The sequence below is a fragment of the Streptomyces sp. NBC_01314 genome (assembly GCF_041435215.1).
Classification (GTDB): domain Bacteria; phylum Actinomycetota; class Actinomycetes; order Streptomycetales; family Streptomycetaceae; genus Streptomyces.
The window spans coordinates 1,293,054-1,308,078 of record NZ_CP108394.1 but is presented as its reverse complement, the minus strand read 5'-3'; the positions used below and the strand labels follow the sequence as shown (position 1 = coordinate 1,308,078).

Annotated in this window: 15 protein-coding genes; 5 read left to right on the top strand and 10 right to left on the bottom strand. The window is 72.2% G+C overall.

Annotated elements, in window-relative coordinates; genetic code table 11:
- Position 1: 1 nt before the first annotated feature.
- Both OG622_RS05855 and OG622_RS05850 read right to left on the bottom strand, forming a co-directional pair.
- Entirely contained in the window at positions 2–595 is a 594-nt protein-coding gene (locus OG622_RS05855; protein ID WP_371573925.1) for a tripartite tricarboxylate transporter TctB family protein, read from the bottom strand.
- Complete coding sequence (locus OG622_RS05850) at positions 592–1,578, bottom strand: Bug family tripartite tricarboxylate transporter substrate binding protein (RefSeq protein ID WP_371573924.1); 987 nt, start codon at positions 1,576–1,578, stop codon at positions 592–594. The genes OG622_RS05855 and OG622_RS05850 overlap by 4 nt, the downstream gene beginning before the upstream one ends.
- A 370-nt stretch (positions 1,579–1,948) precedes the next feature.
- Here OG622_RS05850 and OG622_RS05845 point away from each other — a divergent pair, with 370 nt between their 5' ends.
- Positions 1,949–3,595 (top strand): ATP-binding protein, encoded by a 1,647-nt coding sequence (locus OG622_RS05845; RefSeq protein WP_371584013.1) that lies wholly within the window; start codon positions 1,949–1,951, stop codon positions 3,593–3,595.
- Positions 3,592–4,293 carry a response regulator gene (locus OG622_RS05840; RefSeq protein WP_371573923.1) on the top strand — a complete coding sequence of 234 codons (702 nt, stop codon included), beginning with the start codon at positions 3,592–3,594 and terminating at the stop codon, positions 4,291–4,293. Before OG622_RS05845 ends, OG622_RS05840 begins: the two co-directional genes overlap by 4 nt.
- An 18-nt stretch (positions 4,294–4,311) precedes the next feature.
- Here OG622_RS05840 and OG622_RS05835 read toward each other — a convergent pair whose 3' ends face one another.
- The 6 genes from OG622_RS05835 to OG622_RS05810 all read right to left on the bottom strand — a co-directional run bounded on the left by OG622_RS05835 (position 4,312) and on the right by OG622_RS05810 (position 10,428).
- Positions 4,312–5,058 carry a thioesterase II family protein gene (locus OG622_RS05835; protein WP_371573922.1) on the bottom strand — a complete coding sequence of 249 codons (747 nt, stop codon included), beginning with the start codon at positions 5,056–5,058 and terminating at the stop codon, positions 4,312–4,314.
- A complete protein-coding gene (locus OG622_RS05830; RefSeq protein ID WP_371573921.1) occupies positions 5,055–5,939 on the bottom strand; it encodes an STM4011 family radical SAM protein in 885 nt (294 codons plus the stop codon). The genes OG622_RS05835 and OG622_RS05830 overlap by 4 nt, the downstream gene beginning before the upstream one ends.
- A gap of 8 nt (positions 5,940–5,947) precedes the next feature.
- Complete coding sequence (locus OG622_RS05825; RefSeq protein WP_371573920.1) at positions 5,948–7,312, bottom strand: STM4012 family radical SAM protein; 1,365 nt, start codon at positions 7,310–7,312, stop codon at positions 5,948–5,950.
- Positions 7,309–8,115 (bottom strand): STM4013/SEN3800 family hydrolase, encoded by an 807-nt coding sequence (locus OG622_RS05820; RefSeq protein ID WP_371573919.1) that lies wholly within the window; start codon positions 8,113–8,115, stop codon positions 7,309–7,311. The genes OG622_RS05825 and OG622_RS05820 overlap by 4 nt, the downstream gene beginning before the upstream one ends.
- A 130-nt stretch (positions 8,116–8,245) precedes the next feature.
- Positions 8,246–9,421, bottom strand: coding sequence for an STM4014 family protein (locus tag OG622_RS05815; protein ID WP_371573918.1), 1,176 nt, complete (start codon positions 9,419–9,421; stop codon positions 8,246–8,248).
- Between the two features lie 38 nt (positions 9,422–9,459).
- On the bottom strand, positions 9,460–10,428 hold the full coding sequence (locus OG622_RS05810; protein ID WP_371573917.1) for an STM4015 family protein: 969 nt from the start codon (positions 10,426–10,428) through the stop codon (positions 9,460–9,462).
- Between the two features lie 259 nt (positions 10,429–10,687).
- Here OG622_RS05810 and OG622_RS05805 point away from each other — a divergent pair, with 259 nt between their 5' ends.
- Positions 10,688–11,014 (top strand): hypothetical protein, encoded by a 327-nt coding sequence (locus tag OG622_RS05805; RefSeq protein ID WP_371573916.1) that lies wholly within the window; start codon positions 10,688–10,690, stop codon positions 11,012–11,014.
- 74 nt (positions 11,015–11,088) lie between these two features.
- Positions 11,089–12,114 carry a DUF6745 domain-containing protein gene (locus OG622_RS05800; RefSeq protein WP_371573915.1) on the top strand — a complete coding sequence of 342 codons (1,026 nt, stop codon included), beginning with the start codon at positions 11,089–11,091 and terminating at the stop codon, positions 12,112–12,114.
- A 31-nt stretch (positions 12,115–12,145) separates the two neighbouring features.
- Here the strand turns inward: OG622_RS05800 and OG622_RS05795 are convergent, their stop codons facing one another.
- Positions 12,146–12,766 carry an L-threonylcarbamoyladenylate synthase gene (locus tag OG622_RS05795; protein WP_037698332.1) on the bottom strand — a complete coding sequence of 207 codons (621 nt, stop codon included), beginning with the start codon at positions 12,764–12,766 and terminating at the stop codon, positions 12,146–12,148.
- Between the two features lie 143 nt (positions 12,767–12,909).
- A complete protein-coding gene (locus OG622_RS05790; protein WP_371573914.1) occupies positions 12,910–14,274 on the bottom strand; it encodes an FAD-dependent oxidoreductase in 1,365 nt (454 codons plus the stop codon).
- Between the two features lie 179 nt (positions 14,275–14,453).
- Here OG622_RS05790 and OG622_RS05785 point away from each other — a divergent pair, with 179 nt between their 5' ends.
- Positions 14,454–14,951, top strand: a complete 498-nt coding sequence (locus OG622_RS05785) for a hypothetical protein (protein WP_371573913.1) — start codon at positions 14,454–14,456, stop codon at positions 14,949–14,951.
- The last annotated feature ends 74 nt before the right edge of the window (positions 14,952–15,025 follow it).

The following is a 15,025-nucleotide window of genomic DNA, read 5'->3' as shown; positions in this document are numbered from 1 at the left end:
GTCACAGCACTCCCATCAGCGGGCCGCCCGGCAGCGGCACCCCGAGCAGGTTGTCGAACACGGCGTACGTGACCAGGGAGATGACGGCCGCGATCAACGGATCGCGGTCGAGGCGCCGGCTGCCGAGGGCGTAGGCCGCGCCCCAGAACAGCAGGGCGCCGGCCATGGGGAAGCCGAGCGGTTCGATGAGGACGGCCGCGCCGAGGAACACCCCGGCGAGCAGCAGCACCGTGCGCCAGTCGGCGGGCTCGGACAGGTCGATGTCCTCGCCGGTCTCGGCCTGTCCCGCCCGTCGCCCGACCACCACCCCGGCAAGACGCGCTTCGCGCGGCACCCCTGTCCCGCCGCGCAGCACGTCCACGGCGAGCAGGGCGGCGATCAGCAGCAGCCCGGCGCCGACCACGATCGGCACGGTCTTCGGGCCGACGGGACCGCGCTGCGCGATGTCGACGTCCATGGTGAGCGCGTCGGTCAGGACCAGGATGCCGAGGGCCAGCAGCAGGACGCACACGCCCAGCTCGGAGTGGTCGCGAAGCCAGGAGCGGCGCTCGGCCGCGGGCGCCGGGGGAGTGCCCGTGGTCTCCATGTCCGTCATCGCAGTCCCAGCTCCTTCAGCACCGACACCACGCGCTTGTCCTGGGCGTCCAGGAACGCGCCGAACTCGTCGCCGGTCAGGAAGGCGTCGTCCCAGCCGTTCTGCTTCATCGACTGCTGCCACTCCGGCGAGCGGTGCAGCTCCTCGATCAGCCGGGTGAGCTTGTCGCGCTGGGCCTCGGTGAGGCCGGGCGGGGCGACGATGCCCCGCCAGTTGGTGAAGTTCACGTCGTAGCCCGCCTCCCGGAGGGTCGGCGCATCCAGCCCGGCCACCCGCTTCGGGCCCGTCACCGCGAGCAGCCGCAGCTCGCCCGCCCTGATCTGGTCCAGGTACTCGCCCACCCCGGACACCCCGAAGGCGACCTTGTCGCCGAGGATCGAGGCGAGCAGCTCACCGCCGCCGTCGAAGGGGATGTAGTTGACGTCCTTCGGCGCGATCCCGGCGGCCTGCGCCATCAGCATCGGCGCCAGATGGTCGGGGCCGCCCGGCGCCGACCCGCCGCCCACCGGCAGCTTCCCGGGGTCCTCCTTCCACGCCCCGACCAGCTCGTCGATCGTCTTGTACGGCGAGTCCTTGGCGACCACCACGACGTCCTGCTCCTCGGTGAGGCGGGCGATCGGCGTGGTGTCGGCGAGGGTCTTGGGCGCGTTGTTGGAGCGGACGGCGCCCACGACGCCGAGACCCATCGACATCGCGAGCTTGCCGTTGCCGTGCTCGCTCACCAGCCGGCTCAGGCCGACCGTGCCGCCGGCGCCGGGCAGGTTGAACACCTCGATGTTGTGGGTGAGCCCGGCGTCCTCGGCGTTCTTCGCGGCCGTCCGGGCCGTGATGTCGTAGCCGCCGCCGGGCGTGTTCGGCACCATGAAGCGCAGGCCCGGGATCTGGGTGCCGGTCTCGCTGCCGCCGCCGGTCGTCAGCAGCGGCGGCCCCACGAGCACGAGCACGGCCGCCCCGAGCAGGGCGAGAGGGGTGCGCAGCCGCACGAATGACACCACCTGTCGGTTGGGTCCAGGGCGAAAGTGACCTGGGCCACATCGTGCCCGCGTGGGGCGGGCCCGACTCCCTTGCGGAAGCAACGGAGGTTGTGGTCGTAGTGGTCACGGCCCCTGTCACTGTATGAGCACGGCCCGCACACCTCTCTTTCCCGGACCGCACGCGGGCGCCATGATTGTGCGACCCACCGCACAAGGCGGCGCCCGAGCCGCGGGACGCCCGACGTGGCGTCGGCACGAGAGACGCCCGGGAGACGCCCGGGACGGCGTCGGCACGAGAGACGAGCGAGACGCCCAAGACGGCGTCGGCACGAGAGAAGAGTCCGTCGTGGTGTTCCGTCGCCATACCCTCGCAGGCGAGATGCTGGTCCTCCAGCTCGCCATCGTCGTGGTGGTGCTGGTGGCGGTCGCGGCGGTCTCGCTCACGCAGTCGGCGGCGACCTTCAACCGGGTCGAGGGCCGCCGGGTCACGGCGCTCGCCGAGCAGCTCGCCGCGAACCCCCTGGTCCGCGACCGGCTCGCCCAGCCCGTCGCGCACGAGGCGCTGGCTCCCCTGGTGAACTCCACCCAGACCCAGTCGGGGGTCACCTCCGTCACCGTCGCCGACGCCGACGGCCGGATCGTCAGCTCCACCGACCCCACCGTGATCGGCGACACGATGCCCACCGGCCGGGGCGCCGTCGCGGGCCGCGGCTGGTCCGGCTCACTGAGCTTCGACGGCAGCCGCGAACTCGTCGCCCAGGTGCCCGTGCTCGGCGCGACGACGAACGACAACCTCGGCCGGCTCCTGGGCACGGTGATGATCGGAGAGGCCTCCCCGACCGTGTGGCAGCGCCTGAGCGGCGCCTCCTCGTACCTCCTCGCCTACCTCGGCATCGCCAGCGGCCTCGGCCTCGCCGGCTCCTGGCTGCTCGCCCGGCGCGTCAAACGGCAGACTCTCGGCCTGGAGCCCCAGGAGATCGCCGGCCTCGCCGAACACCGCGAGGCCATGCTCTACGGCATCGCCGAGGGCGTGATCGCCCTGGACCCCCAGCACCGGCTCACCCTCGTCAACGAGATGGGACGCCGCCTGCTCGACCTGCCCGAGGACTGCGTCGGCAAGAGCCTGACCGACCTCGGCGTGGAGGGACGGCTCCGGGACGTCCTGGTCGGAGCGCAGGAAGAGGCGTCGCCCCACCAGCGCGACGAGGTCGTCATACGCCGGGGCCGCGTCCTGGTGATGAACCGGATGACCGTCACCAAGGACGGCCGCCACCTCGGCTCCGTCACCACCCTGCGGGACCGCACCGAACTGGCCCGTCTCGAACGTGAGATCGTCTCCTTCCGCAGCTCCTCCGAACTGCTGCGCGCCCAGGCCCACGAGTTCGCCAACCAGCTGCACACCATCTCCGGGCTCATCCAGATCGGCGAGCAGGACGAGGTCGTCCACTACATCCGCGCCCTGAGCCGGCACCGCCACTCCCTCGACGTCACCCTCAGCCGCCGTGTCCGTGACACGGCCGTCGCCGCCCTGCTCATGGCGAAGACGGCCCTCGCCGCCGAACGCCGGGTCACCCTGCGGATCTCGGACGGCACCGCACTCGACCGGCTCGCCCCCGAGGACGCCGCCGACGTCGCGACGGTGGTCGGCAACCTCGTCGACAACGCCGTGGACGCGGCCGCCACCACGACCGCGCCCGACGACCCCGAGCGCTGGGGCGGCACCGACCGCCGCGAGGCCTGGGTCGAGGTGGAACTGCGGCAGGACGCCTCCAGCGTGGAGATCGTCGTCCGCGACTCCGGCCCCGGCGTGGCCCCCGAACTCGCCCGCGAGGTCTTCTCCCACGGCTTCACCACCAAGGCCGCGCGGGAAGGCGAACGCGGCATCGGCCTGGCCCTCACCCGCCTGGTCTGCGAACGCCACGGCGGTGAGATCTCGGTGACCAACACCCCCGACGGTGCCATGTTCACCGCCCGCATGACCGTCAGCCACCTCGCCGACGCGGTGGCGGAAGGAGCGACACCATGAACGGCAGCAGCCCGCCCGGCACGATCGACGTGCTCGTGGTCGACGACGACTTCATGGTGGCCAGGGTCCACCGCACCTTCGTCGAACGCGTCGAGCCGTTCCGCGTCGTCGGCGTCGCCAGCACCGGCGAACAGGCGGTCGCGGCCGTCGAGGAACTGCGCCCCGACCTGGTCCTGCTCGACCTCTACCTTCCCGACGGATTCGGCCTCGACGTCATACCTCGGCTGCGCACCGCGGGACACGACTGCGACGTCATGGTCATCAGCGCCGCCCGGGAGGCCGACAGTGTGCGCCGCGCGGTCCGCCACGGAGTCGTCGACTACCTCCTCAAACCCTTCGAGTTCGAGGAGCTGCGTTCCCGGCTCCAGCGGTACGCCGCCCAGCGCGGCCGCCTGCTCACCACCGTCGTACGCGGCCAGGCCGACGTCGACCGCGTCCTCGCCGGCGCCACCGCACCCGCCTCGGCGGCCGGCGTTCTGCCCAAGGGCATGAGCGTCGAGACCGCCGAGCTGATCGAAGGCACCCTGCGCGGCACCGACGGCACGCTCTCGGCCACCGAGTGTGCCACCCTCACCGGCATCTCCCGCGTCAGCGCCCGCCGCTACCTGGAGTACTTCCACGGCACCGGAAGCGCGGACGTCTCCCTGCGCTACGGAGTGGCCGGGCGACCGGAGCGGCGGTACAGCTGGCGGGTGTGACGGCATGCCCCCGGGGAGCTACAGCCCGAGGTGCCGACGCACGACGTCGACGACCTCCCCCGGCCGGTCGTTGAGGTAGAAGTGGCCGCCGGGGAACACACACAGCTCGGTCGGCCCGCCGGTGTGGTCCGCCCAGGCACGCGCGTCCGCCACCGGGGTCACCGGGTCGGCGTCGCCGGTGAGGACGGTGACCGGGCAGGTCAGCCGGTCGCCGGGGCGCGGCTCGTACGTCTCCAGGGCCTTGTAGTCACCGCGCAGCGCCGGCAGTACGAGCTGCAGCAGCTCCTCGTCCTCGAGGACCTGGCCGTCGGTGCCGTCGAGCCGGCGTACGGCCTCGATCAGTTCGGCGTCGCTCGCCCTGTGCAGTCGCCTGCCGTCCCGGGGCGCGGAGGGGGCGCGCCGCCCCGACACGAACAGCCGGACCGGGGCCCGGCCCGCCGCCTCCAGCTTCAGCGCCATCTCGTGGGCGACCACCGCGCCCATGCTGTGCCCGAAGAGGGCGAGCGGACGGTCGTCCCCGCCGACGGCCTCGACGATCCGCTCGGCCAGCTCCCGGACGCTCTCCGACGGCGGCTCGGCGTAACGGTCCTGGCGCCCCGGATACTGCGCGGCCAGCACATCGGCCCCGGGCGCGAGGGCCTGCGCCATGGGGAGGTAGTAGCTCGCCGAGCCGCCCGCGTGCGGCAGACACACCAGTCTGACAGCCGCTTCGGGCGCGGGCCGGTAACGACGTATCCACACACTGCTGTTGACCGCTGAGGTCATGGACTCACTCGCTTTCCTGTTCCTGTTCCCTGTCGTGCCTCCATTGTCGGTACGCGTTCCAGGACGCCGCCCGCGAAGACGTCGTACAGCGGCAGCGTTTCGAGGTGGACGTACCCGATGTGGCAGTCGCAGACGGACAGCGGGCACGGGCGGGGCGCGAGTGCCGTGCGGAAGGAACCGTCGTAGAGGTTGCCGAGTTCGGCCTTGACGAAGTGGCAGCGCCGCACCGTTCCTTCGCCGTCCACCGACACGACCGTCGAGCCGGTACGGCAGGCGCGGCCCGCCGAGCGGTGCGGATGGCGGCTGAACGGGAAGAGGGGGTCCAACCCGCTCCACACCGCGGCCTCTTCGTCGGTGTAGGTGTGCCCCTCGGCGGCGTTCACCCATAGATACACCTGCTCCGGCAGCTCCCCGCGCAGCCGGCGGGCGTGCTCCAGATGCTCGGGCAGTCCGACGATCCCCACGCTGAAGCGGATCCCCGCCCCGGCCAGCCTGCGGGTCTTGTCCAGGAACCGCTCGTACGGGGTCTCCCCCGGGTGGTACGTGCACCACAGGGCCACGGTGTCCGGGTCGGCCCGCTCCAGCCACTCCGTGCGGCAGCTGAGGTTCGTCTGGATCGCCACCCGGTCGATGTGCGGCTCGTGGGAGAGGTCGATCAGGGCCTTCCGGTACCAGGAGCGCACCAGCCCCTCGCCCCACGGCGTGAAGAGCACCGAGAGCCGGTCGCCGGTCTGCTCCCGTGCCCAGGCGGTGAACCGCTCCAGGGCCGCGCGGTCGGCCCGCAGTCGGGCCGTCGAGTCGCGGCGCTTGGCGAACGGGCAGTAGGGGCAGTCGTAGTCGCAGGAGGCGAGAGGGCCGCGGTAGAGGATCGTCAGGTCCATGGGTGCCGTCACTTCAGCTCGTACCCGGCCATCGCCGCCCGTACGGCGGGGGAGAAGAAGCCGGGCCCGATGGCGTCCGAGTGGGCCAGCCCCTCGGCGGAGAGTTTCAGCAGCCCGCCGTCCGCCTCCGCCAGCCAGCCGCGCGCCACCAGCAGGTCCAGTTCCACCGGGAAGTCCGTGTACGGGTCCGACCCGAACCGCTGCCGGTACTCCGTCACCGGCAGCCCCCGCGCCTGGAGCAGCGACTGCAGCAGATGGCGGCGCCGTGCCTCGTCCTCGTCGACCGCACGGCCGTGCACGGCCCTGCTGAAGTCCTCGGTGGCCGTGTAGTCGTCGATGATCGTGCGGATCTGGCCCATGCCGACCGCGTAGTCGAAGGAGTAGTGCAGCTTCGATGTGTACGAACGGGCGCCGCAGCCCAGGCCGATCATGCCGTCGGTCTGGCAGGCGTAGTCGTCCGGGCCCTGCGGCGGCGCGTCCGTACGGCGGAACATCCGCATGGAGACCTGCTCGTAGCCGTGCGCGAGCAGATGGTCGCGGCCTTCGCGGTAGCGCCGCAGCCGGGCCTCGTCCCAGTCACGGTCCGCTACTGCCGGGTCCGCGTTGCGGCCGAGGCCCGTCAACGGGCGGACGTACAGCGGATACAGATAGATCTCCTCCGGCAGCCAGGCGAGGGCCGCGTCCAGCGACAGCCGCCAACTGGCCGCCGTCTGCCCGTCGATGCCGTAGATCAGGTCGATGTTGAGGACCGGGATGCCCGTGTCGCGGACACGCGACAGCGCCGCCTCCACATCGGAGCGCCGCTGCGGGCGTACGGCCGCCCGCGCCTCCTCCGCCACGAAGGTCTGCACGCCGAGGCTCAGCCGCGTGGCGCCCCGCTCGGCGAGGACGGCCAGCCGGTCGGCCGTCGCCGTGGCGGGGGAGGCCTCCACCGACAGTGGGATCGCCCGCAGGTCCGCACCCAGGTGCCGCTCGGCGATGTCGCACAGCCGCTCCAGCTCGGCGGCCTCCAGATAGGTGGGGGTGCCGCCGCCGAACGCGGCGTTCGCGAACCGCGCGGGCTCCGCGTCCCCGAGCGCCTCCCGCACCGCGATCGCCTGCCGTTCGAGGGCGTCGAGGTAGCGGCCGGTCAGCCCGTCCGGCGCGCCGATCCGGGTGAAGAGGTTGCAGAAACCGCAGCGCACCTCGCAGAACGGTATGTGCGCGTACAGCGACAGCGCCTGCCGGGACTCCCCGGCCCACAGGTCCGCGAGCCGTGGGGTGCCGGGCAGCTTCCGGTAGGCCGTCTTGTGCGGGTAGGCGTACACGTAGTGCTGGTACGGCCGCGCCGGTGCGGGGGCGGCGGTGACAGCGGTGGTCGTGGTGAGGGTCATGCGGACGGCTCCAGGAAGAAGTGGCTGTAGGGGACGGTCCACACGGCCTCGTGGCCGAGACGGTGCCCGGTGTAGCCGTCCTCGCCGTATGTCGTCCCGTGGTCGGAGCAGACGACGGCGAAGCAGCGGCGCCGCGAACTCATCGCGGCGAAGAGCCGCCCGATGTGCCGGTCGATGTAGACGAGGGCCGCCGCGTGCGTGACCAGGCTGTCGCCCGCCTCGCGGGTGGCGCCCGGCAGATGGAACCAGTTGGGCTGGTGCAGAGCCGAGGCGTTGAGGAACAGGAACAGCCGCTCCTCGGCGGGCAGTTCGGTCACGATCCGCTCGGCGCGGGCCACCTGGGACTCGAAGGACGTCGGCGACGCCACGGAGAACTCGGGCTCCCAGTGGCTCTCCTGGAACAGGCCCGGCAGGACGCTGCCGAGTGCCCCCTGCTTGTTGAAGAAGCCGACACCGCCGACGCACACGGTGCGATAGCCGTGCTCGGCGAGCGCCGACACCAGGTCGGGGTTGTCGAAGACGAAGGTGCGCCGCTCGGTGGTCTCGCTGCCGGCGAACCGGCTCGCGAAGAGCCGCGGATGCGGTCCGGGCGCCGCCGGGGTCGGCAGGAAACCGGCGAACATCGCCTGGTGCGAGGCGTAGGTGAAGCTGCCGGGCGCGTGCCGCTTCTCCCAGGTGCCGCCCGGCAGGTGGGCGGCCAGGTTCGGCAGCCGGCCCTCCGCCGCGAGCGCCACGGCCACGTCGTACCGCAGGGTGTCGAGGGTGAGCAGCAGCAGGTCGTCGCGGCCCACCACCTCGTTCATGTCGGGTGTCCGTACTGCCTCGGGTGTCCGCGTTGCCTCGGAAGGCCGGTGGGCCGTGTTCGCCGGGCCTGCGGTGTCAGCCGTGTCCGCCGGGTCAGCCCGGCCTGCGGTGTCAGCCCTGTCGGTCGTGTCAGAAGGGTGCATGGTCTTTCCTTGCCTGGGGGTGGTGCGAGGGGGCCGGGGACAGCGCGGCGCGCACCGCCGCGAGCTGCGCCGCGTAGGTGTCCAGGCCCTCCGCCGGGCCGCCCGGCAGCCCCGTCAGGCGGGGCAGCAGATCGCCGAACGCGTTGACCTCGCCCACGGCGAACCGCCGCCAGCCGATTGCCGGCAGCAGGTCCACTCCGACGCACAGGGTGGCCGGGAAGCAGGCGGCGGCCCGCTCACAGATGTCGAGCGCCTGCCGCCAGCGGTCGCCCGCCGCGTCCACGACCGACGTCAGATCGCCCCGGACCCCACCGAGATGGAGATTGGTCATCGGGAAACGGCTGGTGCGGACGACTGCGTGCGTGGCCCGGCCCGCCACGACCAGGACCCGCAGGTCGGCGGACTTGCCGTGCGCGGACGCCTTCGGGAGCCAGCGCTCGATGTGCAGCCCGTCGGCCGCGAGGGCGTCGACGATGCCGGCGATCTCCCGCTCGTCCGAGTAGCGCCGTACGCGCAGCGAGTTGTGCAGCCGCAGCGGGGCGCGCAGCCGGCCGTCGGAAGCCACCTCCACCGAGGTGGTGGCCCTGATCCGCCCGCTCGACGACGACTCGATCGCCAGCACCCCGGACGCGGAGGACCCGTGGGCCGGCTTCACGAAGACGCGCGGCATGCCGTGCTCCCGCATCGCCGCCCGTACGTCGTCCCAGCCGCGCACCGGCCGCGCGTCGCCCGAGGTGGGCGACGGCGGCACCGGGACCCCGGCCGCGTCGAGCCGGGCGTGGCACAGCCGCTTGTCGAACAGCACCGGCAGATCCGCCGGATCGTCCAGTCGCAGCCCGCCCCGCAACGACCCCACCGCGGCCAGGAAACGGGCGTACCAGGTGGCCGAGCCCTCCACCCGCGTCGGATCGTCCACGCCCCGCAACAGCCGGTCCACCTCGGCGTTCTCGCCCGGCGAATCCAGCCGTACGAGCTCGTCGTCGGCGAACTCGTGACCGCCGTCGCGCAGCACGTCCCGCCACTCGACGACACGCGGCGTGCCGACACCGGCCGCCTCCGCCGCCGCGACGAACAGCCCGACCCGCCGGTTCTCCCCGTTGCCGACGACCACCCACCTGTACGGGCCGGGCCCCGCCCCCGCCACACCGCTCCAACCGGACACACCATCCCCCTTTGTCTCGCTCGCGAGCGCCTACGTACTCACTCGCCCACCGCGACGAACCGCCAGACCGTGCCGTCCTCCTCCTCATCCGACTCGGCGTCGTCGGCGTCGACGTCGACCTGGACCCCGGCGGCCTCAAGGGAGTCCCGGAGGCGGTCGCGTATCGCCGTGCTGAGGTAGTTGTGGTGCAGGTCCAGCGTGGTGAGGTGGGTGAGCGGCTGGCCCGTGAGCAGCGCGGTCGCGCCGTCGTCGGTGAGGACGCCCATCGACACGTCGAGGACGTCCAGGCGGGCCACCACCGGGGCCGAGGCCAGGGCCGCGCAGATGTCGTCCTGCATCTCGCTGTTGCGCAGCGCCAGATGCTTGAGGGCCGGCAGCCGGGTGCCCGCGAGGATCGGCGCCAGGTCCGCCACCTCGGAGTCGCCGCCGTACTCGGCCGTGCCCAGCCACAGGTCCAGCTCGACGAGAGCCGGCAGATCGCTGCCCGCCACACCCCGGACGGCCTCGACGGGCATGCCGCCGGTCTCGACCGTCAGCGTCCGCAGCCCCTCGTGCCGCACGGCCGGGAAGACGAGCCCCTGGCCGCCGCGCACCCCGAACTCCTCCAGCTCGGGGAAGGCGTTCAGCAGCGGGCCCACATCGCCCTGGTTGATCCAGGAGATCTCGCACTCCTCCACCACCATGTCGCCCAGGAACAGCGCGCGCAGCGCGGGCAGCCGGTCCTTCTCCGCGACGAGGGCCTCGACGATCTTCTCGGGGCCGTTGTCGTACGCCTCGCTCCAGGACCCCACGACCAGCGCCCGCACCTGCGTGGTGTCGACCGAGGCCAGGAACCGCGCGAACGCGTCCTCCCACTCCTCCTCGCTGTCGTACGAGTCCACGGCGATGCTCCAGGCCACCGACTCGGGGGCGGGCAGGTGCCCCGCGCCCTCCGGGCCCTTCACCGACGTGGGGAAGCGGTGGACCGGCAGGCCGTGGAAATCCTCCAGATGGCTCCCGATGGTCATGTGCGCCCCGCCCCTTCGTTCCATGTCCATGGGCGGCAGCCGAGTCCGTGCACGGTCCGCCCGTTGCGCACCCGGAGCGCACAGCGCCGCCGGGTAGGGGAGTTCTACCAAGTCCGACTGACATCGTGTGCGGCGGACCCCCGTCCTGTGGACAAACACTCGTGCGCGGCCCGACGAACAGCCGTCCGCGGGTCGATTGTCAGTGGCTGCCTCTACGGTTTTTTCGTGGCACGGCGAGTGCCCGATGGAAGGGAGACCCATGTACCGGCAAGGAGACGTCCTCATCGCGCCGTTGGCGGAGAGCGCGGTGCCCGGCAGTGCGCTCGACGCCGTGTCGGAACCGCGCGACGGGCGCGGCCGGCTCGTCCTCGCCCTCGGCGAGGTCACCGGTCACGCCCACGCCGTGGTCGGACCCGGCCGTCTCGTCCGCGAGGTGAGCGTGTTCGGGCCGATGCTGCTGCACGTGCCGGAGGGCGCCCGCGTCGTCCACGAGGAGCACGCGGCCATCTCCCTGCCCAAGGGCTGGTACCGGGTCGTACGGCAGCGCGAGTACGTACCGGGGTCGGTGCGGATCGTCGCCGACTGAACCCGTGAGGGAGACGGCGGCCGTGGTGTGCGGCAGCCCGCAGGTGACAAGCATCGGGACACAGGAGGAACGGCGTGACGGAACAGGCGAGTTGGCGGGCGGTGGCGGCGGCCACCGGCGCGGGCGACCGGGCGCGGACCGAGGCGGGCGTACGGCTCGCCTACCGGCGGGCGGGGCTGCGGGAGCCCGAGCGGATCGTGTGGGCCCGCTCGCCCCTGGAGGCGGTACGCCTGCTGTCGGGAGCATCGGCAAAGGACGGTGAGGCGCTGCCGGCGACCGGGGCGAGCGTCCGTGACGCCGTCCGCAACAGACCGGTCGCCGCCGAACGGGCCCGGCTGCACACCCGGCTGGGCCCCACCGGCTGGAGCGACCACTGGCGCGCGACGGGCGCCGACCTCTGGGAGACGACCCGGCCGCTCGTCGACCGCGTCCGTACCGGCGTCGTCGAGGCCCTGGCCCCCGCCGACCGCAAGGCGGAGACCGGCATCCGCCTGCTCCTCCTGGACGCCGTCCTCGGCCAGCACGACGCGGCCTGGCTGTCCGCCTTCGACGGGGCCCCCGGTCTCGACGGACTCGCCGAGGTGGCCCGCACGGCCGGCTGGTGGTGGCCCTACGAGAACGTCGCGGTCGTCGCCGAGCGGCCCGTGGAACTGCACCGCGACGAGGCGGGCCGCCTGGACCGCGGCGACGGACCCGCGGTCGCTTACACCGACGGATTCGTTCTGTACGCCTGGCGCGGGCTGCCCGTCCCCGGAGCGTTCCTCGACCGGCTGGACGCGCTGACCCCGGCGGAGATCCGCGGGGAGGAGAACGCGGAGCTGCGCCGCGTGATGCTCGAGTACTACGGCTACGACCGCTACCTGGAGGAGTCCGGGGCGAAGCCGGTGCACCGCGACGAGACGGGTGTGCTGTGGCGGACAGCCCTGCCCGGTGACGAGGACGTGGTGATGGTGGAGGTCGTCAACTCCACGCCGGAGCCGGACGGCACGAGCCGTACCTACTGGCTGCGGGTGCCGCCCACGACGGCCACGGCCCGCCAGGGGGTGGCCTGGACGTTCGGGCTGAGCGCCGAGGCGTACGAGCCGCTGCGGCAGACCTGAGCCGCGCCCCGACCCGCGCTGCCCGCCGAGGTCACTCGAATCGGGAGGTGTCGCCCGCGCCCTTGCGGATGATCTCCGCCTCGCCGCTGGAGAAGTCGATGACGGTCGTCGGCTCCGTGCCGCAGTCCCCGGAGTCCACCACCGCGTCGACCAGGTAGTCGAGGCGCTCCTTGATCTCCCAGCCCTGCGTCAGCGGCTCCTCCTCGTCGGGCAGCAGCAGGGTGCTGGAGACGAGCGGCTCGCCCAGCTCCGCCAGCAGGGCCTGGGCCACGCGGTGGTCGGGGATGCGCACACCGACGGTCTTCTTCTTGGGGTGGAGGAGCTTGCGGGGCACCTCCCTGGTCGCGGGGAGGATGAAGGTGTAACTGCCGGGCGTCGACGCCTTCACGGCGCGGAACACGTCGTTGTCGACGTGCACGAACTGTCCCAGCTGCGCGAAGTTCTCGCACACCAGGGTGAAGTGATGACGGTCGTCGAGCTGCCGGATCGTACGGATCCGCTCGATGCCGTCACGACTGCCCAGCTGGCACCCCAGCGCGAAGCAGGAGTCCGTCGGATACGCGATGAGCCCACCCTGACGGATGCTGTCGGCCACCTGCCCGATGGCACGTGGCTGGGGGTTTTCGGGATGAACGTCGAAGTACTTGGCCATCCGTCGAGCTTATGCCTCCGGGGGGCGCGCGCCCGCTGTCGGGGCCGCAGGCCCCACGAAGGGGCGCGGGGAACTGCGCGACCAGCCACGAACCATCCGCAGTCGAACCACGGTCGCACAGTCCCCCACGCTCTTCGCGAGCGCTACGCGCCGCTGGCCCGCAGCATGTCCTCACGCTCGACGATCTTCACGCGCGCGCGGCCCTGCGGCTCACCCAGCGCCTTCTCGGCGGCGTCGAGCTTGTACCAGCCCTCCCACGTCGTGAAGCGGACGTTCCGCTCCGCGAGGAAGGCGTCGACGTCCTCCGGGGCGGGCGCGGACGGCTCGTGCAGCCGGCCGTTCGCGAAGTCGTCCAGGAGGTTGGCGACGGTCTCGTTGGCGTCGCCCTTGGTGTGCCCGATGAGGCCCACCGGACCGCGCCGGATCCAGCCGGTGACGTACGTCGACTGCAGGTGCGCGCCGGTCTCCTCGATGACCCGTCCGCCCTGGTCCGGGACGGTGCCGGTCTCGACGTCCCAGGGGAGCTTGGGCAGCTTGTCCGAGAGGTAGCCGACCGCGCGGTAGACGCCGGTGACGTCCCAGTCCTTGAACTCGCCGGTGCCCTTGACGTTGCCGGTGCCGTCGAGGGCGGTGCGCTCGGTGCGCAGGCCGACGACCTTGCCGTCCTCGCCGAGTATCTCGGTGGGCGACTCGAAGAAGTGCAGGAACAGCTTGTGCGGGCGGTCGCCGGTGTCGCGGATCGCCCAGTTCTCCAGGGTCTTGGCGACCATGTCGGCCTGCTTGTTGCCGCGCCGGGTCGCGATGGAGCCCTCGTCGTAGTCGATGTCCTCGGGGTCGACGATGACCTCGATGTTGGGGGAGTGGTCCAGTTCCCGCAGCTCCATGGGGGAGAACTTCGCCTGCGCCGGGCCGCGGCGGCCGAAGACGTGGACCTCCAGCGCCTTGTTGGCCTTCAGCCCCTCGTAGACGTTCGCGGGGACCTCGGTCGGCAGCAGTTCGTCGGCCGTCTTGGCGAGGACGCGGGCCACGTCGAGGGCGACGTTGCCGACACCGAGGACGGCGACCTTCTCGGCCTCCAGGGGCCAGGTGCGCGGGACGTCGGGGTGGCCGTCGTACCAGGAGACGAAGTCGGCCGCGCCGTACGAGCCGTCGAGGTCGGTGCCGGGGATGTCGAGCGCGCGGTCGGCCGTGGCGCCCGTGGAGAAGATCACGGCGTCGTAGAACGCGCGCAGATCGTCCAGGTTGATGTCCGCCGGATAGTCGACGTTGCCGAAGAGTCGGATCTGCGGCTTGTCGAGCACCTGGTGCAGGGCGGTGATGATGCCCTTGATACGGGGGTGGTCGGGGGCCACGCCGTAACGGATCAGTCCGAACGGGGCGGGCATCCGCTCGTAGAGGTCGATGGACACACCGGGCTCGGTGGCGACGTGGGACTTCAGCAGCGCGTCGGCGGCGTAGATCCCGGCGGGTCCGGCTCCGACAATGGCTACCCGCAGAGGGCGGGGCATGTTCAGGTTCCCTTCGAGCGGAAGAAAGCGACTCGACGGCAACCCTAAACTAAGGTAACCCTTACCAGGTACACGGGTCGGGTCTATGACCTCATAAGGCGATCTTATGCCATGCGAGGGAATGGACGGACGGCAGGGGAGGGTCGGGGACCGGCGCCGGACAAGGACGTCGACGCGATGTGTTTGCCGGGGCGATGAACGGCAACGCGGTCTCCATGAATCGATCGAACAAGGACCCGAACAAGGACCCGAACGAGAACTCGGCGTCCGCCGAGACGGCCGCGGCCAAGGCCCGCCGGACCACCGCCAGGGCGACGGCACCGGCCACCAAGGGCGCGAAGACGGCCGCGATCACGATGGACGACGCGGCGTCGTCCACCAAGGCCGGTGCCGGACACGCTGCCGACGCGACCAAGCGCGCGGCCGACAGTACGAGTGCCGCCGTGCACAGCGCGGTGAAGGGTGTCGAGGCGGGCCGCCAGGCGGTCGTCCAGGCATCCGGCCAGGTGGCCGCCACAGCCAGGACGGCCATGACCGTCATCGCCCACCGCAAGCTCGTCGCCGCCGGTGTCGGCGCGGGCCTGACGGCCCTGACCGCCGCCTCCTACGCGGTCGGCCGCCGCTCAGGACGCCCCGCCCAGGGCCCGCTCACCCGGCTCACGGGCGGCCGCATCTGACCCGCCCGCCGTGCCACGGAAGCCACGCGCGGGAAACGGCCCACCGGCCGCTTCCCGCGCGACGGCATGGCGCG